The organism is Mycobacterium sp. Panama NTM2 (assembly GCF_054355555.1).
Genome location: NZ_CM135953.1, coordinates 1,346,151 through 1,367,537 on the forward strand (window position 1 = coordinate 1,346,151; position 21,387 = coordinate 1,367,537).

Sequence of the window (21,387 nt, forward strand, 5' to 3'; positions counted from 1 at the left end):
AGCTTCGCTCACGGTGCCTCGCCGGGCTCTTCCCCGACCGCCACCGGAACCCGCACCGCGTTGCCCCACTCGGTCCAGGAGCCGTCGTAGTTGCGCACGCCCTCGCGGCCGAGGAGATGAGTGAGCACGAACCAGGTGTGGCTCGAGCGTTCGCCGATGCGGCAGTAGGCGATCGTGGGTCCGCCGTCGGGGAGGAACCCGTAGAGCTCGTCGAGCTCGGCACGGCTGCGGAACTTCCCGTTGTCCTGAGCGGCCTTGCCCCACGGCACCGAGACCGCGGTCGGGATGTGGCCGCCGCGCAGGGCGCCCTCTTCGGGGTAGTCAGGCATGTGGGTGCGCTCGCCGGTGTACTCCTGCGGGGAGCGGACGTCGATCAGCGGTTCGGTGCCCAGTGCGGCGAGGACGTCCTCCTTGAACGCGCGGATGGGGGCGTCGTCGCGCTCGACGACGGGGTAGCCGGTGGTCTGCTTCTCCGGCACGTCGAGCGTGGTGTCGCGGTGGTCGTTGATCCACAGCGAGCGGCCGCCGTCGAGCAGGCGCACGTCGGGGTGGCCGAACAGCGTGAACACCCACAGCGCGTAGGCCGCCCACCAGTTGCTCTTGTCTCCGTAGATCACCACGGTGTCGTCGCGGGAGATGCCCTTGCGGTTCATCAGGTCGGCGAACTGCTCACCGGTGATGTAGTCACGAACATTGGGGTCGTTGAGGTCGGTGTGCCAGTCGATCTTCACCGCACCGGGGATGTGGCCGGTGTCGTACAGCAGCACGTCCTCGTCGGATTCGACGATGGCCAGGCCCGGCCGCCCGAGGTTGCTCGACAGCCAGTCGGCGGTCACGAGCCGTTCGGGGTGGGCGTAGGACTGCAGCGCGGGGCTGGGATCAGGCGGTAACGACACGCCGTTCAGCCTACCGGTGAGCGCTCACGGCATCCTCAGGCAACGGGGGCGAGGACGACGGCCGCGTTGTGGCCTCCCATGCCCAGCGACGTCTTCAGCGTCAGCCCGGCCCGCATCGGCGTCAGGCCGTCCAGTAGTCGGGGATGGCCGGGTGCCACGGTCGGTGGGGCGGGCACCTGCTCCTCGGCGTAGCCCAGCGCTGCCGCGGCGACCTCGACGGCAGCCGCGGCACCCTGGCAGTGGCCCGACAATGGCTTGACCGAGTAGATCTGGGCGGCGCCGCCGAGCACCTCGTCGAGAACAGCTGCCTCGACCGTGTCGCACTGTTTGGTGCCGGGTCCGTGCGCGTTCAGGTAAGCGATGTCGGTTGCTGCGACCCCTGAGGACGACAACGCCTCGAGCACGCAGCGGTCCACCTCGGTCCGCGCCGGGTCCACCGAGGTGAGGTGGAAGGCGTCGTGCGTCATCGCGCCACCGAGCACGTGCACGTAGGGCGCGTCACTTCGTCGGGACAGCACGAAAGCCACGGCGGCCTCGCCGGCCGGGAATCCCCGACTGCCGTGCTGGAACGGACGGCAGGCGTCGAGCGGATCGGTGTCGACGACACCGACGCCGAGCCGGACGAAGTGCTCGACATTCTCCGGTGTCAGCGACAGGTCGGTCGAGACGAACACGACGTCGTCGACCATGCCCGTGTCCAGCCACATCTTCGCGGTGATGAGCGCGGCGTTCCCCGACGCGCACATCGCTGACACATTCATCGCAGGACCGTGAAATCCGTACTCCTGCATCAACATTGACACCGGGGTCGACGGCATCAACGCCAGGTAGTCGCGAACCCGGCGGGTGGCGTGATCCTCCAGGTAGAACGCGCGCCAGCCCTCGACCTCGGCGATCACGACCGCGTGCAGCAGGCCCACCCTCGGTCCGGGTGACCAGCCGCGCAGGCGGGCGTCGGTGATGGCTTCGCGCGCCGCGGCGCGCATCGCCTGCGCGAAGCGGCTCAAACCGTCGCGGGGATCGCCCTCATCGCGGACCCGGGCCAACCAGGCGTCGTCGTTCTCGCCAGGCCCGAAACCCGGATACAGCGTGGCGGCCGGCTTCCCGCTGGCCAGCCCGTTCCACAACATGGTCCTGCCCCAGCCGTAACCGGTGACAGCCCCGATTCCCGCGATGCCCATGTGCGCTGTGTTCATGTGATGTCCCTTCGTGGTCGCGTTGCCCCGGCGGGGCCCTGGTCTGATTAGCCCCCAATCAGCGTCAGAGCACTAGCCCAAACGCCAGGTCGCGGCCATACTGAGAAGCAACGCATTCCGTGACAGCTGCTGCCAGAGTTGCTGAATATGACTGCGCAGCAAACGGATTGTCGGGGGGAGCGTGAGCACAACGTCGGAATCGAGCACGGGGGGCAACTCCGGACGCCACGTCGACACGGTGGAGGAGCGCTACCGGCGGCTGGTCGACGTCAGCCCGGACCCGATGTGCGTGCATTCCGATGGTCGCGTGGTCTACGTGAATCCCGCCGGGGTACGAGGATTCGGCGCGCACAGCGCCGAGCAATTGGTAGGGCGTCCGATCACAGATTTCGTCCAGCCCGACTCGATCGGCTCGATGCTGACCCGGATCGTTGCACTGCGCGAAGAAGGCGACAGCTCGCCGGCCTCAGAAGCCGCCCTTCGGCGCCTCGACGGCAGCCCGCTGGTGGTCGAAGCGGTATCGGTGCTGACCAGCTGGGACGGCGAACCCGCTTATCAGGTCATCTTCCGCGACTTGACCGCGCAGAAGGCGGCCGAGGCGACGCTGCGCTACCAGGCGGCGTTGGTGAACCATGTCAGTGATGCCATCATCGCCACGACGGCAGACGGCGTCGTCGCCAGTTGGAATGCTGCCGCCGCGGCGGTCTACCGCCGTCCGGTCGAGCGGGCTCTCGGCCTGCCGCTGTCCGAAGCCGTCGACGGCGATGTCGACCTTGCCGGCATCGTCGCCGGCGGCGGCGTCGGGCACGCCACGCATCGCTCGGCAGACGGCTCTCCGGTCAATGTCCGGCTGTCGGTCACGCCGATGGATGAGGGTTACGTGGTGCTGTGTTCCGACTACACCGCGCAGCGACGAGCCGAAGTTCACTTCGAGTCCGTCGTGCGGTCCCTGCATGACGGAGTCGTCGTCCTCGATCGACGTGGGAAACCCCAGACGATCAACCCGGCGGCGCGGCGGATCCTGCGGTTGGACACCGGCGAACTGGTAGCTGACTACACCAGCGGCGCCCTCAGGTTCCCGGTCTTCAATCGCCGAGGCGTCAAGATCGGCGACAACGAATTGGGCTCCGTCAAGCTGATGTTCGCCAACGCGCCGCTGGAGAACATGGTCATCGGAATCGGACGGGCGGACGGGTCACGCGCGTGGCTGTCGGTCAACTGCTGCCTTCTCGACCCGGATGATGGGGAGAACTCAGCGCTGCTCGTGTCGTTCGCCGACATCACCGCAGAGCACAACGCCAAAGCCGACCTTGCCTACCAGGCGCACCACGACCCGCTGACGGGGTTGCCCAACCGAGCTCAGATCGAGGTGAGGCTCGTGCAGGCGGCGAAGACGGATGCCCAGCCACTGGCGGCGGTGCTTTTCGTCGATCTCGACAACCTCAAAGCCATCAACGACGATCTGGGCCACCACGCCGGCGACGGTGCTCTCCGGGAAACCGCGCGGCGGCTGCGGAACAGCGTGCGGGACGGCGATTTCGTCGGCCGCCTCAGCGGCGACGAATTCGTGGTGCTGCTGTACGGAGTCCTGGACCGTCCGGCGCTGGAAGCTCTGACCGTGCGCATGCATGACGAGTTCGCAGGACCGATTCATCTCGGTGGCACACTTCGTACGGTCAGCGTGAGCATTGGAGTCACCGAGCTGGCACCGCAGGACGTGCGCACCGTCGAGGACATCATGCGCGACGCGGACGCGGCGATGTATCGGGCCAAGATCCTGCGCGCTGGAACGTGTTTCGGGTGACGGGCCGTTCGCGGTGGGCGTAGGACTGCAGCGCGGGGCTGAAATCAGGCGGTAGCGCGCGTTCGTCGGCTTACCGCTGGCATGCCGACGCGCTGAGCCGCTGAGTGAGCACATGAATTTCGGCCCCCGGATCGGGCATTCGCCCTGGCAGGCATAGGTCGGATTATTCGCTTCGCAAGGAACCGAAAACGATGTGACGCGAAACTCTCGGCAAATCCGCTGTCGTGAGCTAATTTCCCTGGCGAGGGAGTCTTGTGGGGGACTCTAATTTCATATGGGGGGATCATGGGTCACGCACGCCATATCGGCCGTGTCGGAGCACTTGCTGTCGCATTGGGAATCGGGTCGGCGATCGCGTGGCCGTCGGGCGTCGCCTGGGCCGAGCCCGACACCGGCACGTCTGTCAGCCCGGGGGGATCGGGCGACACGCCTTCGAACACCGGCAACACCGTCAATCGGCCCTCGACGTCGGAGTCCACCGACGACTCGCACGCTAAGTCCGACGCTGATGCCGGGGACGACGACACCGGTGCTGCGCCCACAGATGAGGGCGTGGAGGCCCCGGACGACGACGACGAGAGTCCGGCACCAGAGCTCGATGACTCCAAAGTGACTGTGAACGAGGAGGTTTCGCGGCCGGAGGGCGAAGCCGACGCTCCCGATGTCGAGACGCCGGAGGCCGGCGGAGGAGACGACGCGCCGCGTCCCACGCATCGCCAACGCACAGTGCTCCGCACCGCCCCCGTCGAGAAGCCGATGCCGGTCGTCGCACCGACGGGAAGTGCCGACAAGACGCAACTGCGCGCCGAGGTGGCACCCGTTGCGCCGGCACCCGCACCCGTCGTTGCGACCCCGACGGTCACGCCGGCCGTCGAGCACGACGTCACGGCCGAGGCTCTGCCCGAGGAACCAGCGATGACGACGGCGCTGCTGTCGACGTTGCTGCTTCCGGGCGGCACCGACAGTCCGGCGGCGCCGGCGGATTCGCCGCTGGCGTGGGCGCTGCTGGCTTTCGCCCGGCGCCAGGGGAACCAGCAAAGCACCCGCATCGGTTCCGGGGCGCCGACGGTGTCCACCGGTGAGCTGATCGATACCGCCGCCGAGGACAACAATCCGCCCACCGCGCGCGTGGTGGTGGGTTCGCCGTCCTTCTTCGGCGGCCGGGTCAGTGGCCGGGTGATCGGGTCCGACGCCGACCGTGATCGGCTCACCTACTCCGGTCCCACCGAGACGGCCAAGGGCACGCTCGTCGTGTCGCCGACCGGGCGCTTCACCTACACACCCACCGACGCCGCACGCCACGCGGCCGCGCAGGACGACGCCACCGACGCCGACACCACCGACACGTTCGTGGTCACCGTCGACGACGGCAACGGCGGCGTGACGCCGGTCAGCGTGACCGTGCGGATTCGCCCGGCCAACGCGCGACCCGACGCCTCGAGTGTGGTGGGCCGGCCCGACCTGACGACCGGCGCAGTTGCCGGACAGGTCGCCGCCACCGACTCCGACGACGACCCGCTCACCTTCGAGGCCACCGACCCCGCCAAGGGTTCGGTCGTCATCGACGAGGACGGCAGCTTCGTCTACACGCCGACTGAGGAGGCCCGCGACGCCGTGCGCGGGGGCCGCTACAGCGATCGCTTCGACCGCTTCTCGGTGACCGTGAACGACGGGCACGGCGGCACCGACACCATCACCGTCACCGTCGCGATCGCGGCGAGCGACAACGCCGCGCCGGTGCCCGGCGAGGTGAGTACCGGGAGCCCCAACGTGTTCAACGGAGCGGTGCGCGGCCAGGTGCGGGCGACCGATCCCGACGGGGACCGGTTGACGTTCTCCGGCTCGACCACCACCGAGAAGGGCTTCGTCTTCGTGACCTCGTCGGGGCGGTTCGTCTACACGCCGACGTCGGAGGCCCGCCACGCCGCTGCGGCCACCGGCGCGGGCGCCGCCGACACCACTGACACATTCGTCGTCACCATCGTCGACGCTTACGGCGGCACCGCCGTCGTCCCGGTGACGGTCGACATCGCACCGTTGAACAGCGCGCCGACCCGCGCCCGCGCGACCGCGGGCGCACCGGACACCGAGACCGGCGCGGTGGCGGTCACCGTCACCGCCCGTGACGCCGATCGGGACCCGCTGACGTTCACCCCGGCGGTGAGCGAGAAGGGCGCGGTCGTCGACAACGGCGAGGGCAGCTTCACGTTCACGCCGACGGCGGCGGCCCGCCAGGCCGCGGCGGCTCCGGACGCGCCGGAGGCGGCACGCTTCGAGACCCTCAGCTTCACGGTCGACGACGGTCACGGCGGCACGACCACCACGACGGTGCGGGTCGCGATCAGTCCGGCCGCCGGGCCGGTCAACAGTGCTCCGACCGGCGGGACTTTCACTGCTGGACAACCGGATTCGGACGGCACCGTCACCGGTCAGGTAAGCGCCACTGATCCGGATGGCGATCCGCTGTCCTACAGCGGACCGACGACGTCCGCCAAGGGTGGCACCCTCGTGATCAACGACGACGGCACATTTACCTACGACCCGACCGATACCGCGCGGCACGCCGCGTCGGCGCTGGGCGCATCGACGGCCGACAAGCAGGACACCTTCACGGTGACAGTGTCCGACGGCAACGGCGGCACGTTGGCGGTCCCGGTGACGGTGACGATCCTGCCGCGCAACGCAATTCCCGTGGGGTCCTACACCGCCGGCGAGCCTGATGCGACCGGAAAGGTCACTGGCGCGGTTACCTCGACCGACGCCGACAACGACACCCGCACCTACAGCGGCCCGACCACGTCGGCCAAGGGCGGCACGCTCGTCGTCAATGCCGACGGCACGTTCACCTACACCCCGACCGCGGCGGCGCGGCAGACGGCCGCGAAAGCCGGTGCCACGGAGGCGGACAAGACCGATTCGTTCGTGGTGACCGTCAACGACGGTCACGTCGGCGGCACCATCACGGTCGCGGTGTCGGTGGCGATCCTGCCCGCACCGAACAGTGCACCGACCAACGGCACAGCCAATCCCGGGGAACCGGATGCGAGCGGCAAGGTCAGCGGCACGGTGACCGCCACCGACGTGAACGGCGATCCGCTGACCTACAGCGGCTCCACGTCGACCGCCAAAGGCAGCGTCGTCGTCAACGCCAACGGCACGTTCCTCTACACGCCCACCGACGCCGCGCGGCACGCCGCCTCGGCGCTCACCGCGAGCGCGGCCGACAAGCAGGACACGTTCACGGTGACGGTGTCCGACGGCCGGGGCGGCACGCTGCAGGTGCCGGTGACGGTGACCATCAGCGCGAACAACGCTGCGCCGCAGGGGAGTTTCTCCGCCGGCGCCCCGGCCTCCGACGGCACGATCAGCGGAACGGTCACATCGACCGATGCCGACGGCGACACCCGGACCTACAGCGGACCCGCGACGTCGGTGAAGGGCGGCACGGTCACCCTCGATGCGGCGACCGGTGCGTTCACCTACAAGCCGACCGCCGCGATGCGGGAGCAGGCCACGCAGACACCGGGAATCGACACTGACACGTTCACCGTCACCGTTACCGACGGCCACGGCGGCTCCACGCCGGTGCAGGTGAGCGTGACGATCGCACCGAATATCGTGACCACGGAATCGACGCCGGGCCTTCCGATCACAGGGGTGATCGCCGCACCCGGCGGTGCGCTCTATCAGGTGACCTCGAGCTTCTCCGGCAACGATACGACCACAGCGGCGACCCGCATTAGTGTCCTCACCCCGGACGGACGTGTCCTCAGCACCACGGCCGACGTCGCAGGGTTCGCCAGTCTGCCGCTGGCCCAGCCCGACGGGAGCTTGCTCGTCACCGTGGCTCGTCTTCAGGGCGGGGTGACGTTCGTGACGGTCAGCCCGACCGGAGCACTGACGCAGGTCCTCAGCATCGCTGACGCCTCACCCGTCGGCTATCCCGTCGTCGGCGGCAATGGAACGGCCTACTTCCTGACGGCGGCCCCCGGCGGATCCGGGAGTGGGACATACACTTTGGTCGCTGTCACCGGCGATCAGGCTCGGACGTACGCCATCCCGGGGGCGCCGGGTGGGTTCCCCGTGGTGGGCCCTGACGGTACGGCGTATGTGGCCGCGGGCTCGACGTCGGGCACCCAACAGACGTCGGTGCTGGTGGTTCGGCCGGACGGCACGTCGTCGACCACGCAGGCCATCCCCGGCAGAAGTCTGGTCCCCATGGTCGTCTCGGGCGGAACGGCGTACCTGGCCACGATCACCACCGATGAAACAACCGGACTGCCAACGACCGTGGTCGCGACGATCACTGGCTCGACGGTGACGACGCGCTCCTTCGACGGCATGCTGCAGTCGCAGTTGGTCACATCGCCCGACGGTTCGGTGCTGATGACATTGATGACCTACGGCGAGAACCTGACGTATCGGATCGTGCGCGTGACTCCGACGACTGAGTCCCAGTCGAACTCGGCGTCCGGGTCTGTCAGGTCCTGGCCGCAGGTGGCGCCCGACGGCACCGCGTATCTGGCGATCGTCGGTGACGACGGGACGGCAGGGCTGCTGGTGCTGCGGCCAAGCGGTGCCAGCTCAGTGATCACCCTGCCCGGCGAATTCGCCGAGTCGAACCTGATTCAGACCAATGTGGCGACGATCAAGCCGGACAACACAGTCTATGTGCCGATGGTGGACGGCGACGGCGGATCCTTCATGGCAGTGGTGAGCCCGACAGGGCTTGTGGTGTTACGCAGCCTCGACGGCTATCCGGTGGGTCTGCCTGTCGTCGGTCCGGACGGGACGGGCTACCAGTTGGTCGAGACCTACGACGACGAATCGGGCGCCGTGTCCACCCATGTCGCCGTGCTGAACGGCGCCACCACGGTGTCTCTGCCCGGCAGGGCGACTCAGGCCCAGGGCGGTGTGTCTCTGCTGACCGTCGCACCCGACGGCACGGGGTTGCTCATCGTCACCGACAGCGACGGATCGGTGCGGGGCCTCGCCTTCGACAAGACCGGGGCGACCCTCGGTACCTTCACCGATCGGGGGACACCTACAGCGGCCGTCGAATTGGGTGGTCTGCAGGGGCTGACCGGTAAGGCGTTCGTTTTCGCTCCGGATGGGACGGCGTACGTGACCCTCATCGAGCTCTCCGTCGACGAGGAGACGGGCGATTCGACGGCGGTCGGATCGACGGTGTACGCGATGAGCTCGGCGGGCGTCACCAAGGTCCTGGACGTGCCCGGAGCCGTCGCGACGGCCCCGACCGTTGCGCCCGACGGAACGGTGTACGTCAGCACCGCGACACTGAGCGGAACCGCCGACGGCGTCACGACGGTCAAGGTGATCACGCCGCCGTCGGTCGTCTAGTAGCGCACGGGTGGGCTGGGTCCTCCGGGACCCAGCCCATCGCGATCAGCTGGCGAGCCGGCCGAGCAGGCAGCGGGCGCCCAGCGTGACGAGGGCACGATCGAACGTGATGACCATGTCGAAGCGCCGCTCCGCTTGCGGAGTGCCGGCGGGGGAGACCTCCCGGGCGATCAGCCCGGCGGCGATGTCGGGGCCGAGGATGAGGACCGTCCACTCGTACATCAGCGGATCGTCGGCGGCGAGGTGGACGCCGCGAATGCTGTTGCCGAGGTCCGACGGCACGTTCGCGCCGAACATCGCGACCAGCGGTGCCCGGTGTGCGAGCTCGACGTAGGTACGCATCGTCGTGGTGCTGAGTTTGGACTGGTCCTGGACGGTGGCCAGGACCATCGGCGGACTCTCTGCGGAGATGGCCAATCTCTCGATGTGCCGGGACAATTCGTGCAGGGTGGCGAAGCGCACCGTGCGAGGCTGGAGACGATCACGCACCAACGCGAAGGTCGATGCATCGTCGGGTAGTGATCTGATCGATGCGCGGGCCGGCCCGCGAAACGGCGCCGGTTTCTGGGTGAGCGGCCCCGGCCGGCCGAAGCGATAGCCCTGGCCCAGGGTGGCACCGTAGGCCAGCGCCTGCTCCAGGTGCTCCTCGGTCTCGATGCCCTCGGCCAGGATCACCGCTCCGGTGCGCTCCTGGTGGGCGATGACACCCGCGATGGTGCGTGCCTGGACCCGATCCGGTTGGCGTTGGACCAGGTTCAGGTCGAGCTTGAGGATCTCCGGTTCGATGATGTCCAGCAGGGCCAGCGAATCCGTGTGCGCGCCAAGATCATCGAGGGCGACCTTGAAGCCCTGCGCGCGCAGGATGGCGACCTTGGCGAGCAGTGCCGCAGGGTTGGTCAACAACCCGCGCTCGGTGACTTCGAAGACCACATCGAAGGCGGATGCCGCAACAGCCAGCGCGCCGGACACCGTCATGTCGATGGCGGTGGTGGGTTCGCAATTGATCAGCAGCAGCATGCCGGGACGCCACGCACCGTCCAACGCTTCGCGCGCGGCGGAATGAATGCATTGTTTATCGAGCGCGTCCAGCAGGCCGGTGAGCTTGGCATGGGCGAAGACCTCGAGTGGACCGCACCCGTCGAGTGCGGGCCAGCGCGCCAGCGCCTCATAGCCGACCACGGCACCGTCGGGCAGGGAGACGACCTGTTGGAAGCTGGGGACCAGACCGGTGCCTGCCGCGGCCGCGGTCAGTTGATCGGTCACTGCCGTCCCCCTCGGCTCGTCTCGCCCACGTGATCGAGCCTCTCTGTACTCGCACCGCTGGACTCGGAACCAAGCTACCTGGTCAAACGTATGGTCCGCGAGAAGAACGTATGGTCCGCGAGGAGGTGGCCGGGTGCGTTTCAGCGACAGACGGCGAGCGGTGTTGCGAAGAGGGTGGAAGCCCGCACGGAGTGAGCGCACGTCGGCAGGCGAGAGATATCGAGTATTGCTGATCGCGAACGGTCTGTCGGATTGACAGATAATTCTCAGCTTGACAGAATCGACTGCATTATTCGTTTGCTGTTCTCGGGGGCTCGTATGAACGCTATTTCGTCGAAAATCAATGTGATCGCTGCTGCGGTCGTGGTCGGAGCTGCTGCAGCTCTGGCGCCTGTCGCCGCGAATGCGGCTCCCGCGGTGACGCTTCCCGCAGCACCGGTGAACCAGGTGGTCGGTGGTGTGGCGGAAGCGCCGGGTGACTTCATCTACGCCAGCCAGGTCATCTCGCTGCAGATTCTTGCATCGAATATTCGGCTCCGGTCGGCGTCGCTGGACCGTCGGGCGTCCCGGCTCGAGGCGTATGCGGCGGCCCACCCGGATACGTTCTTCGGTCAGCGCGCTGCGGCCACGGCCGAACGCCTTCGTGATCGCCGCGCGGATTTCGGCACCATCTCGTTCACGGCCTGCCGCGGTGGCACCGGCGTCGCAGTGGGACCGTACGGAACGGTCACCGAAGGCCCCTGCTAGTTCGTTGCCGAAGTGCCCGCCCGCCGTTTCGGCAGGGCGGGCATTTCCGTATGCGCAGACTCAGGATGCGTCGCCACGGCGCGCCGCGCGCTCGGCCGCCCACGTCGCGATGAATGCGGCGGCGACGGTCAGTAGCAGCAGGAAGATGACGAAGCCGTAGCTGACGATCTGGATGCGCCACACCTCCGAGAAGCAATAGGCCAACACCCCGCCCGATCCGGCAATCACCCCGGGATAGTTCATGATCCGAGCCATCATGTAGCCGGCAATGCCGTAGAGCACGATCGTGTACGGCAAGCCCCACATGCCCCAGTCGGCGTAGGTGTCGGCGAAGACCGAGTTGGTGAACATCTGCGGGGCGAACACCACGGCGTTGCCGTAGACGTCGGCGCCCTTCCAACTGTCGTCTTTCTTCACCTTTGTGAACTGCAGGAAGGTGGGTTGGACGGCGTTGAACGACGTCACCGGACTGCCGGTGTTCTCCCAGGCGCCGTGCATGACTGCATCGGCCACCCCGATCTGCACCTGTGCCGGCACGCCCAGGTAGGAGCCCATCTGATAGAGATTCATGGCGGCCGGGTTGGTGACGCCCGCTTCGCGGTAGTAGTTCGCGTTGCGGAAGAAATTCAGCATGGCCAACGTCGAAAAGCCCAGGACGAAGATGAGCAGTGCCGCCGCGATCTTCTTGCCGCCACTCCAATTCAATTGTCCCCGTGTGCTTCTCACCCACAGCGCTAGATAGACCACGCTGGCCATCAGCAGCGACAGCCGTGATGCGATCAGCGAGTTGGCCGCGAGGATCACCACGCCCGCCACTGCGAATGGCCAGCTCACGACTTTCCTGCGCCACAAGTACACCCCGATCGGGGCGACCAGAATTGCTGCGTAGCGCAGGGTTTCCACTCCGGTGGATCCCGACAGGGAGTTCGTGAAGTTGTTGCCGGACTGCGACGCCAGAGATTCCAGGATCGACGCGTTGCGCATGATCTTGAGGTAGGAGTAGCCGACACCGGCCGCCGCGGTGACCAGGATGACCAGGAAATAGCTGCGCTGGAACACCGCGGTGTCGGATACCGCAGCCACCCGGGGGAACGGCTGCTTGTGGCGTCCCAGCCGCCACCCGATGGTCGCCACCGAAATCACCCCGGCGTACCAGAGTGCTAGCAGCACAATGCCTTGCACGCTGGACTGCGACGGCGTGTTGAATCCGGTCAGTTCCTGTGCCGATGCGCTGACCGGCTGGTACTGCCGTGACAGGGCCAGCATCCACCACGCCCCGAAGGAGAGCGCGACGGGGACGGCGGTGAAGAGGCCGGGCACGAACCAGCGCGGCAGGGTGGGCTCCACCGTCGGGGAGCCGGCCACAGGCGGGGCCATGGTGTCACTGCTCAGCATCGCGCTGCCCGCGTCGGGAAGGCATTGTGCCACCGAATGATTCACGGTACTCAGGTGCCCCGCGGGTCGCGGCCACGTGATAGACGAGTGTGGTGATGAACTCGGCGAGGACGAACGCGAGGAAGATCGCCGCTGTGCTGTGCCAGAGCAGCAGGAACGCCACGCCGACCGCGAGATAGATGAGGGTGCTCAGAGCCCGGACGCGGAAGACCAGCTCGGTCTCGCCGGCCTTGCGCAGCGCGGCGAAGGGCACGGTGGACGCCAGCATGAACCCTTTCCACAGGCATGCGAGCAGGAAGGCGATGACACCGACGTCGTTCCATGCGGGCCCGAAGACCAAGCTGCCCAGCCCGGCGAATGCGCCGACGATCACGGCAGCCATGCCGGCGGTGAAGATCGCCGAGAAGATCGCGAGTTCACCTTTGTGGCCATGGGCGAGCAGACGGTACCGGCCGTAGGACAGGATCGGTTCCAGCGCGCCGGACACCGTGGAGATGACCCGGAACGCCACCGATGCGGCCGGGCCCATGACCACCAGCACGATCGACGTCATGGCCGGCTGGACGATGCCGACGACGGCTGTTTCCGCGGTGACCCAGCTGGAGCGGCGGATATCTGGAGGCAAGCTGTACCGACCGAGCGACGTGCGAGGCCAGTACCGGATCATGACCGCCACCACAGCGCCGGCCGCCAACAGTCGAACGCTGTGGCTGCGATAGTCGGTGCCGGTGAGTACCAGTGCGACGACGCCGGCCGTGGTCAGGATGCCGGCGGCAACCGCCTCCCGCTTCCATTTCCCGGTGACCACACCGATGGTGCGTGACATCAGCAACCCGGACATCAGGCCGGTCGAACTGATCATCAGCACCGCCGGGGACGCCACCGTCGGCCCGGCGATCAGCAGCGCGCCGGCGCCGACGCACAGGGCCGCGACCCAACTCGGCAGCGAGAGGTTGTGATCGGCGTCGGGGGTGGCGAGTCTGCCTTCGACGATGAAGGCGTTGAGCAGCTGGGCGATGTAGACGCCCACCGACAGCGACAGCGCGAGGAAGCCCTGACTCTCGATCGGCGCCACGCGTGCGTAGATGGCGATGAAGATCGCCGGGAAGATGTTGAGCGCCAGCCCTGCGCTGACCTGGACGACCGCTTGCAGGTGTGCCTTCGTGATCATGGGCGTGTACCACCCGCGTGTCGCGGGGAACGCCGTCGCCATGCGGAGGCCCAGCGGGTCCACCACGGCTGGTAGGTGAACACTGCCAGCACCCGCGTGCCACCGGATCGAGCGGCCGTGCAGGTGGTCAGCGCCTGCTCGGCGGTGTCGCCGTTCAGTTTGGTCACCACGACGACGGTGTCGGCGGTGCGGAGCGCCTCCTGGGTGCGCTGGGCCGGGCCGGTCGCTCCGGCGTCGACGATGTGTGCGCTGTTAGTGGAACCTCGTTCGGCGGCAACGGATTCGAGCATGGCGGCTACTACGGGGGCCTGCGACCGCGGGCTCGTGCCGAGCACGGCGATGGTGTGCGGGGAGACGGCACCGGCGCAGTGCGTGTACAGGGTGCGCGACACCGACCCGCGATCTGCGTTCGATGACCGCCCGGTGTTCACCGCGGGGATGACGATGCCGTCGACGATCTGCGCGATCTGCTCGACGAGGAATGGATGGCCGGCTCGGCGGCTGCGCGCCATCAGGGCGAGAATCACCACGGCGGCGCCCAGCAGTCCGCCGAGTTGGGCGCCGATGAGCCACCGGCTGGTGCCCTGATCGGCAAGGGTCGGTGGCTGCACGACGTCGACGTGCTCTGCCTGAGCGGATTGCAGGAGCACGGCCTGGCGCAGTGCTGCGATGTCGGCAACGGGCTGACCGTCGGCGGCGTTGGTGCGTTGCCACTGATCGAGGGCGGGAAGAACAGTTTGCAGCTGGCCGTCGACAGTCCTTGCGAGAGTGCGGTTGTAGATGTCGATGGCGGTCTGCACGACGCGCCGAGCCTGCTCGGGTGTGGCGGAGCGGTTGCTGATCGACACGACCGCCGATTCTTGCGCTTGCGACACGATGATGGGCGCCGGTCCGGCGAGCCCGACCTCGTCGCCGATCGCTTTCGCGAAACCCTCGCCGGACAGGTAGGCCACTTCGCCGGACACATACTGTTTGGGTCCGTTGCCGATGTTGGGGGTGGTCTGCTGCGCCCCGCCCGCGAGCGCCGTCAGGTCGGCCGGCGGGGTGATGCGGATGAACGCGGTGGCGGTGGTCGCTGTGCTCAGCGGGCTGAACGCCAGTGCGCCGAGGACTGCGCCGAGGATGAGTCCGACGATCGCGCCGATCGCCAGACGTGCATGCCAGCCCCGGCGTTCGAGTTCAACCATCGCCTCCACAGGCGAACCTGGCGATGAGATGACTGACAAAGTGCGTCGCTCCGTCCCTGTGTGCGCAGTGGGATCTTAGATCGGAAGTTTGCAGCGCGATTCGAACAGCGCGAAATGGCCGGAGTCGCGTCGCGCTCCGCCGAGGTTGAGCGCCCCGGATAGGCAAATGTCGCATTGATGGGAATCGAGATATCTGGTGAGGTGGACACCGTGGGGCGTGTGCCCGCGGTGCGGGCACGTGCTCGGAGTTCGTGTTCGGCTGAATAACTCGCCTTTGCAGCGTTAACATACGAACGATTTCGAGGCGATGACGCCCGTGGGACCGGTGACGAGGCCGCGCAGTGGCTTAGCTGATTCCGTGGATCGCGGGTACTGGAGCTAATGCGGCTGGGGGCGGGTACTGATGCAGGTGCTGGTTCGGATCGGCGAGGGGCGCTGTTAGATGCGATTTGCGTTCCTGACCGAGCTCTATACGCCGAGCGTCGGTGGGCAGGAAGTCTTCTTCCAGGAGCTGGGCGAGGCGATGGTCCGGCGCGGTCACACCGTCGACGTGTACTGCATCGGCCACGTGCCCGACCTCCCCGACGTCGAGGTGATCAACGGTGTGACCGTGCACCGCGAAGCGAATTCGGGCCGCTACAAGGCCCCGCGATTGAAGGCGCTGCGGCGTAACTGGTCGGACATCGCGAGATACAGCGCACGGATCCGACGGGTCGCGGCGCGCGGTGATCACGACTTCTACCTGCTCAACGAGTGGCCATTGATGCATGTACTCGCACTTCCGAGCAAAGTTCGCCCCCGAAGTGCGTTGCACTGGTGCGAGATTCGCGACGACCGACTTCTCCGCACTTTGCAGGGGCAGTTCCCCAAGTTGGTCGGCTCGAATTTCGCGGTCGGCGAGGCCGTCGCGGCCGCCATCACCGAGCAGTCCGGGCGGGAGTGCGGGGTGCTACCCAGCGGCATCGAGGCCGGCCGGTACCGCGCGGCACCCGGCGCCGAACGCTCGGGCGTGCTCTACGTCGGCAGGCTGGCGCCGCATAAGAACCTGCCGCTGCTCATCGACGCGTTCGGGTTGGCGGCTGAGCGCGGCTTCGTCGGTGACCTCGTGATCGCCGGGGCGGGCCCATCGCTCGACGATGTGACAGCGACGGTCAGGCAGAGTCCCGTCGCCGATCGGGTGCAGGTGCTGGGGTCGGTCGACGAGGCGCGCAAGCTGGACCTGCTCGCAACGTCGTCGGTTCTCGGCATGCCGAGCAAGCGCGAAGGGTTTCCCCGGGTGATCGCCGAGGCGATGGCCAGCGGGCTGCCGGTGGCCACGGCGAATTTCCCGGAGAACGGCGGCAAGGACGTCGTCAAGCAGTACGGAGCGGGCGTGGTTTGTGGCACCACTCCTCTCGCCTTCGCCGACGCGCTGCTCGACGCCCAGGCCGGCTGGGAGGGTTACTCGCAGGCGGGCCGCGCCGGCGCGATCGACCTGGACTGGACACACATCGCCGAAAAGCTGGAAAAGCACGCCGAGATGAATCGACACGGGGGGTAAACGCATGCGGGTCATGGTCACCGGCGGAGCCGGATTCGTCGGCAAGGAGCTGGTGCGGACGCTCACGGACGGCAACGAGGTGCTCGTCGCCGACCTGTTGCGGTACGGCACACCGGACTGGTTGTCCGGTGAGCTCGACGGATTCGCGTTCGAGCGGGTCGACATCCGCGACGCAGCCGCGACCGCGGCCGTGGTGGAGCGTTTCGCTCCCGACGTCGTCGTCCATCTGGCGGCCATCCACTACATCCCGGAGTGCGACGCCGATCCGGCCAACGCGGTCGCCACCAATGTGACCGGCATGGTGAACGTGCTCTCCGCCCTCGCCCCGGGAACGCGGTTCGTGTTCGCCAGCAGCGGCGCGGTGTACGAGCCGGACGAGGAGCCGCACCGGGAACTCGAGTCGGTGGTGAAGCCGGTCGACATCTACGGCATCACCAAGGATCAGGGCGAGGACTACGTGCACATGTTCGCGGCGAACCGCGACATCGCGGGCGTGATCGTGCGGCTGTTCAACGTGATCGGCCCCGGTGAGACGAATCCGCACCTGCTGCCGGCGATTGTCGTGCAGTTGCGCGACAATCCCGACGCGATCAGCCTCGGCAACACCTGGCCCAAGCGGGACTACATCGACGTGCAGGACGCCGCGGGTGGCTTCGCGGCGGCCGCCCTAGGCGCCACACCAGGCCCCGGTGGCGTGGAGATCGTCAATCTCGGCAGCGGACAGCAGTATTCGGTGGACGACATCGTCGACAGGATGCGCTCAGTGCTGGGCCTGAACTTCGAGGTGCGCCAGGACCCGAGCCGGATGCGCGCGGTGGACCGGCCCTATCTGGGTGCGGACATCTCGCGGATCGAGGAGCTGTTCGGCTGGTCGCCGAAGTGGGAGCTCGACGAGACCCTGAAGCGGATGTGGGCCAACCCTGACCTGCTGCCGCAGTTGGAAGGCCGGTTGACTTGACCGACCGCCGGGTCGACTTGCTGTTCGACGCACGGCACATCCGGCAGAGCGGGATCGGCACCTACATCACGACGTTGTTGCCGAGTCTGGAGGAGACGTGCGCCGAGCGCGGGCTCTCGTTGGCGGTCTTGGTGAACGAGCATGCGGTTCCGGAGGTGCGGTGCGCGCGCATCGTCACGGCGGCGCCGGCCGCGATGTACACGGTGGGGGAGCAGCGGGTGTGGGCCCGCGCGCTCGACGACGTGCGGCCGCGTGGCTTCTGGACACCGCACTACCCGTTTCCGTTCGCGGCGCTGCGGCATCGTGGGATGCGGCTGTTCGTGACTGTGCACGACACCATGCACGTGCGGGAACGGGAGATCAGCGGTCAGAGCGCGGCGCGCCGGGCGTATGCGCGGGCAATGTTCATGCTCGACGGACGATTCGCGACGCTGGTGCTGACGCCGTCGGAGGCGACGTCGTCGACATTCACGGCGATCGCACCCGGGGCGCGGGTGACGGCGACGCCGATCCCGGTCGATGAGCAGTGGTTCGCGCCGGTGGATCCGGCGCTGTCGCCGGTGGCTGAGCCGTATCTTCTGTACGTCGGGAACGCCAAGTGGCACAAGAACTTGCCGCTGTTGTTGTCGGCGTTCGGTGATGTGGTCGACGACATTCCGCACCGGCTGGTGATCGCGGGCAGCGGTGAGGCGTTGCGCGGGGGCGACGAGCGGGTGCCGGCCCTGGCGGCGGCGCTGGGCGATCGGGTCGAGGTGATGGGGCGGTTGGACTTCGACGTGCTGCGCGCGCTGGTGGCTAGTGCCGACCTGCTGGTGATGCCCTCGCTGCACGAGGGGGCGGGACTGCCGCCGATCGAGGCCATGGCCTCGCGAACAGCGGTGATCGCGGCCGACATTCCCGCCCTTCGGGAGACGTGCGGCGACGGTGCCGATTACTTCGACCCGCGCGACCGGCCCGGGCTGGCGGCGCTGCTGCGCTTTTTATGCCGCGACGGTGAGGCTCGCGAGAGGCTGGCGGAGCGCGGCTGGGCGCACGTGATGGCGCGACAGACGGGTCTGTCGCTGAAGCCGGCGGCCGAGGCCGTGGCTGACGCGCTGGCTCAGCCGACGTGACCGCAGCACGGTAGGGCGTGCTGGGCAGGTTCGAAGCGGTCGGGGCGGGCGGCGAAGCTGATGACTGACAGCGTAATGAGCACCAACGCGGCGACCGCGGCAACTTTGGTACGCCGTTCGACGTGATACAGCCCGTGCTTCATGTCCTGGCGGGCCTGCCGGACGGCGATCCAACTCGCCTGTCGGAGAGGTTCTTCGACGAAGTGATGTAGTGCGATAGCCAGCCCGAACGACAGCGACAGGGCGCCGACGTAGAAGTAGAGGCTGGTTTCCATCGCGGCGGAGAGCAGCACGATGACCGGCCAGTGCACGAGGTAGAGCGCGTAGGAGAGGTCCCCGACGTAGGTCGCGGCGCGGTTGCGCAGCAGCGGCTGGAACAGCGGCTCGGAGCCGACGCCGGCCGCGATGACGAGGACGGTGCCGGCAGCGGGCAGCAGAGCCCACGGCACGGGGAAGCCACCGGCCTCGGGATCGACGATGAATATGGCGGCGACGATGAGCGCGACACCGAGCCACGAGAGGACCGGCTTCACCCACATCGGGGTGAGGGCGAGGGTGCCGACGGCGGTGGCGAGCAGGGCGCCGGCACCGAGTTCCCAGACGCGAGCGAACGTGTTGAAGAATGCCCTGTGCGGCGCCGCGGCGGTCTCGTAGGTGGCCCAGGCAAGTGAGGCGGCGGTGATGAGGCCGGTGGCGGCGGCGATGATGCCGAGCCAGCGCTCGCGACTCCACGCGCGGCGCGCGACGACGGCGGTGATCACAAGGATGAGCAGCGGCCAGACGAGGTAGAACTGCTCCTCGATGGCGAGTGGCCAGTAATGCTGCAGCGGCGATGCGGCGATGCGGCGTCTGCGGCAGTCGATGCGTCGGCACCCTGAGAATCGAAGTGCCAGTTGGCGAGGAACGCGAGCGAGAACAGCGCGTCGACTCCCGACTGCTGGGTGCGACTGGGCAACAGCTCCATCGAGGCGAGATAGGTGGCGAGAACAACGATGATCGCGGCGGGCAGGATGCGGCGTGCTCGGTCGAGCCAGAAGTGGCCCAGGGACACCGATCCGGTGGGTTCGGCGCTCCGCAGCAGGATGTCGGTGACGAAGAACCCGGAGATGACGAAAAAGACGTCAATGCCGACAGTGCCACCGCGGGGCCAGTCGACGAGGTGAGCGGCGAGCACTGCGACGATAGCCAGTGCGCGCAAACCTTGAATGTCTAGACGAAAGTTTGCTCGCTCTGCACGGCGACGCCGACGCAGCGACGATTCTCGGTAACGGTCCAGCGCAGTAACCATGATTGCCCCCCGGCGCACTATTGACGGTCGAGGCTAATGATCGCTGCAACCGCGATACATCGCAAACGGCAATGCACATTGACGCGAGTCAACGCAGTGTCAGCAACGTTCGCGGCAAATCGCCGGGACTGTGCCGACCTGTGAAAACGACCGCGACACAGGCGATGCCCACCGTCGCCGCGTTCGATGGGCTAATGTTCTAGGGGCTTTCGACGAGACCAAAGGGGTGGACGATGCGCAAGAGCATCATTGCGGCGGGAGCGACCACGGCTGCCGTGGTTGTCGCGATGACCGGGCTGGCCGGGCCGGCTGCGGCTGCAGATAAGTGGACGATGCCCGATGTGCGGGGCGAAGTTCTGGAATCGGCGATCAAGGACGTGCGTAGCGTGACCGGCGACGTTGAGCTCGACCTCCGCTTCCAGCCGAACGTCAATCAGGTTGTCTATAACTACTCCAACTGGGCGGTGTGCGCGACCTCCCCGCGGCGTGGTGGTGAGATTTCGCAGAAGACGAAGCGCGTGATCTTCGCACTCCGCCGACTTAACGAGAAGTGCTAAACGCGCTGCCAAAAATCAGCGGCTGTCAAGCCGATCGCGTCGAGCATTCGGCGGACCAACGGCAAGCTGATGCCAATGACGTTCGAGGGGTCGCCCTCGATCCGCTCGACGAAAAAGCCGCCGTATCCGTCGAGTGTGAACGCTCCCGCGACGTGCACAGGCTCACCCGTCTCGAGGTAGGCGGAAAGCTCGTCGGTCGATGGCTGTCCGAAATGAACTGTTGTGCTGCCAGTTTCGCCCTGGGTGTTCGTGATGACGCCGTCAACGAGACGCAATAGCGCATGCCCGGTCAACAGGTGGCCAATCGAACCGGCCATCTCAGACCACTCATCGCGCGCCGCGTCGTCGCTGCCAGGCTTGCCGCGCAGCGATCCGTTGAGGTACAGCATCGAATCACAACCTATGACAACGCAGTTTGCCGCGACATTTGACGGCAGCTGCGCAGCGACGCTGAGCGCTTTGGCGTTGGCCAGTTTGAGCACTACAGCTTCGGGCGGTGTCTCGGGATCAAGCGATGCGGTGAGCGCGTCTTCGTCCACATCTGAGACAACGACGAGAGGCTCGATGCCGGCCTGGCGCAGAACCCGTAACCGACCGCTTGAGCCGGAACCGAGGACAACGCGCGTCATCAGTGCCGCATGTGCATCCGCTCCAGCAGCGTGACTCGCTGCCAGCTGGTCACGTCGTAACGCAGCTTGTCGACCGGATGACCCCACGGGTTGAGTTCCTGCGGACCGGGTTCCACGTGCCCCGCGCCGACGGCTCCGGCGAGCACGGTCACCAGCGCGGCGAGTTCCTCGGGGCTCGGAGAGCCCTTCACGATCTGAAGGTGCGTGTCGGGCTGGGGTGGGTTGTCGATGGTCATGTCCCGCGGATCGGACACCTCGACGATGTCGGCAATGTGGTCCACAG

At 67.3% G+C, this 21,387-nt stretch carries 17 protein-coding genes; 7 read left to right on the top strand and 10 right to left on the bottom strand.

Annotated elements, in window-relative coordinates; genetic code table 11:
- Positions 1-8: 8 nt before the first annotated feature.
- A complete protein-coding gene (locus tag ACXYX3_RS06515; RefSeq protein WP_458610806.1) occupies positions 9-896 on the bottom strand; it encodes a sulfurtransferase in 888 nt (295 codons plus the stop codon).
- A gap of 35 nt (positions 897-931) precedes the next feature.
- Complete coding sequence (locus tag ACXYX3_RS06520) at positions 932-2,092, bottom strand: beta-ketoacyl synthase N-terminal-like domain-containing protein (RefSeq protein WP_458610807.1); 1,161 nt, start codon at positions 2,090-2,092, stop codon at positions 932-934.
- Between the two features lie 181 nt (positions 2,093-2,273).
- Between ACXYX3_RS06520 and ACXYX3_RS06525 the strand changes: the two genes are divergently transcribed.
- Together ACXYX3_RS06525 and ACXYX3_RS06530 are read left to right on the top strand one after the other, a co-directional pair.
- Complete coding sequence (locus ACXYX3_RS06525) at positions 2,274-3,896, top strand: diguanylate cyclase domain-containing protein (protein WP_458610809.1); 1,623 nt, start codon at positions 2,274-2,276, stop codon at positions 3,894-3,896.
- Between the two features lie 285 nt (positions 3,897-4,181).
- Positions 4,182-9,257: an Ig-like domain-containing protein gene (locus ACXYX3_RS06530; protein ID WP_458610811.1), complete on the top strand. Its 5,076-nt coding sequence runs from the start codon at positions 4,182-4,184 to the stop codon at positions 9,255-9,257.
- A 45-nt stretch (positions 9,258-9,302) separates the two neighbouring features.
- Here the strand turns inward: ACXYX3_RS06530 and ACXYX3_RS06535 are convergent, their stop codons facing one another.
- Entirely contained in the window at positions 9,303-10,520 is a 1,218-nt protein-coding gene (locus tag ACXYX3_RS06535) for a sensor domain-containing phosphodiesterase (RefSeq protein WP_458610813.1), read from the bottom strand.
- Between the two features lie 252 nt (positions 10,521-10,772).
- On the opposite strand from ACXYX3_RS06535, the gene ACXYX3_RS06540 reads away from it, so the two are divergent.
- Entirely contained in the window at positions 10,773-11,267 is a 495-nt protein-coding gene (locus ACXYX3_RS06540; protein WP_458610815.1) for a hypothetical protein, read from the top strand.
- A 60-nt stretch (positions 11,268-11,327) separates the two neighbouring features.
- Here the strand turns inward: ACXYX3_RS06540 and ACXYX3_RS06545 are convergent, their stop codons facing one another.
- From ACXYX3_RS06545 to ACXYX3_RS06555, 3 genes are read right to left on the bottom strand one after another with little or no spacing between them, the layout of a single operon-like run.
- Positions 11,328-12,695, bottom strand: a complete 1,368-nt coding sequence (locus ACXYX3_RS06545) for an O-antigen polymerase (RefSeq protein WP_458610817.1) — start codon at positions 12,693-12,695, stop codon at positions 11,328-11,330.
- Positions 12,649-13,833, bottom strand: a complete 1,185-nt coding sequence (locus tag ACXYX3_RS06550; RefSeq protein WP_458610819.1) for a hypothetical protein — start codon at positions 13,831-13,833, stop codon at positions 12,649-12,651. The genes ACXYX3_RS06545 and ACXYX3_RS06550 overlap by 47 nt, the downstream gene beginning before the upstream one ends.
- A complete protein-coding gene (locus ACXYX3_RS06555; protein ID WP_458610820.1) occupies positions 13,830-15,029 on the bottom strand; it encodes a hypothetical protein in 1,200 nt (399 codons plus the stop codon). The genes ACXYX3_RS06550 and ACXYX3_RS06555 overlap by 4 nt, the downstream gene beginning before the upstream one ends.
- Positions 15,030-15,462: 433 nt before the next feature.
- On the opposite strand from ACXYX3_RS06555, the gene ACXYX3_RS06560 reads away from it, so the two are divergent.
- From ACXYX3_RS06560 to ACXYX3_RS06570, 3 genes are read left to right on the top strand one after another with little or no spacing between them, the layout of a single operon-like run.
- Positions 15,463-16,560, top strand: coding sequence for a glycosyltransferase family 4 protein (locus tag ACXYX3_RS06560; RefSeq protein ID WP_458610822.1), 1,098 nt, complete (start codon positions 15,463-15,465; stop codon positions 16,558-16,560).
- A 4-nt stretch (positions 16,561-16,564) separates the two neighbouring features.
- Positions 16,565-17,518, top strand: coding sequence for an NAD-dependent epimerase/dehydratase family protein (locus ACXYX3_RS06565; protein ID WP_458610823.1), 954 nt, complete (start codon positions 16,565-16,567; stop codon positions 17,516-17,518).
- A complete protein-coding gene (locus ACXYX3_RS06570) occupies positions 17,515-18,630 on the top strand; it encodes a glycosyltransferase family 4 protein (protein WP_458610825.1) in 1,116 nt (371 codons plus the stop codon). Before ACXYX3_RS06565 ends, ACXYX3_RS06570 begins: the two co-directional genes overlap by 4 nt.
- Here ACXYX3_RS06570 and ACXYX3_RS06575 read toward each other — a convergent pair.
- Together ACXYX3_RS06575 and ACXYX3_RS06580 are read right to left on the bottom strand one after the other, a co-directional pair.
- Positions 18,618-19,493, bottom strand: coding sequence for an acyltransferase family protein (locus ACXYX3_RS06575; protein ID WP_458611994.1), 876 nt, complete (start codon positions 19,491-19,493; stop codon positions 18,618-18,620). The two genes, ACXYX3_RS06570 and ACXYX3_RS06575, sit on opposite strands and share 13 nt — an antisense overlap.
- Entirely contained in the window at positions 19,388-19,828 is a 441-nt protein-coding gene (locus ACXYX3_RS06580) for an acyltransferase family protein (RefSeq protein WP_458610827.1), read from the bottom strand. Before ACXYX3_RS06580 ends, ACXYX3_RS06575 begins: the two co-directional genes overlap by 106 nt.
- 323 nt (positions 19,829-20,151) lie before the next feature.
- Here ACXYX3_RS06580 and ACXYX3_RS06585 point away from each other — a divergent pair, with 323 nt between their 5' ends.
- Positions 20,152-20,475, top strand: coding sequence for a hypothetical protein (locus ACXYX3_RS06585; protein WP_458610829.1), 324 nt, complete (start codon positions 20,152-20,154; stop codon positions 20,473-20,475).
- Here ACXYX3_RS06585 and ACXYX3_RS06590 read toward each other — a convergent pair.
- Together ACXYX3_RS06590 and ACXYX3_RS06595 are read right to left on the bottom strand one after the other, a co-directional pair.
- Positions 20,472-21,107, bottom strand: a complete 636-nt coding sequence (locus tag ACXYX3_RS06590; protein ID WP_458611995.1) for a Maf family protein — start codon at positions 21,105-21,107, stop codon at positions 20,472-20,474. The two genes, ACXYX3_RS06585 and ACXYX3_RS06590, sit on opposite strands and share 4 nt — an antisense overlap.
- Positions 21,104-21,385 (bottom strand): acyl-CoA carboxylase subunit epsilon, encoded by a 282-nt coding sequence (locus ACXYX3_RS06595; protein WP_458610830.1) that lies wholly within the window; start codon positions 21,383-21,385, stop codon positions 21,104-21,106. Before ACXYX3_RS06595 ends, ACXYX3_RS06590 begins: the two co-directional genes overlap by 4 nt.
- Positions 21,386-21,387 lie beyond the last annotated feature (2 nt).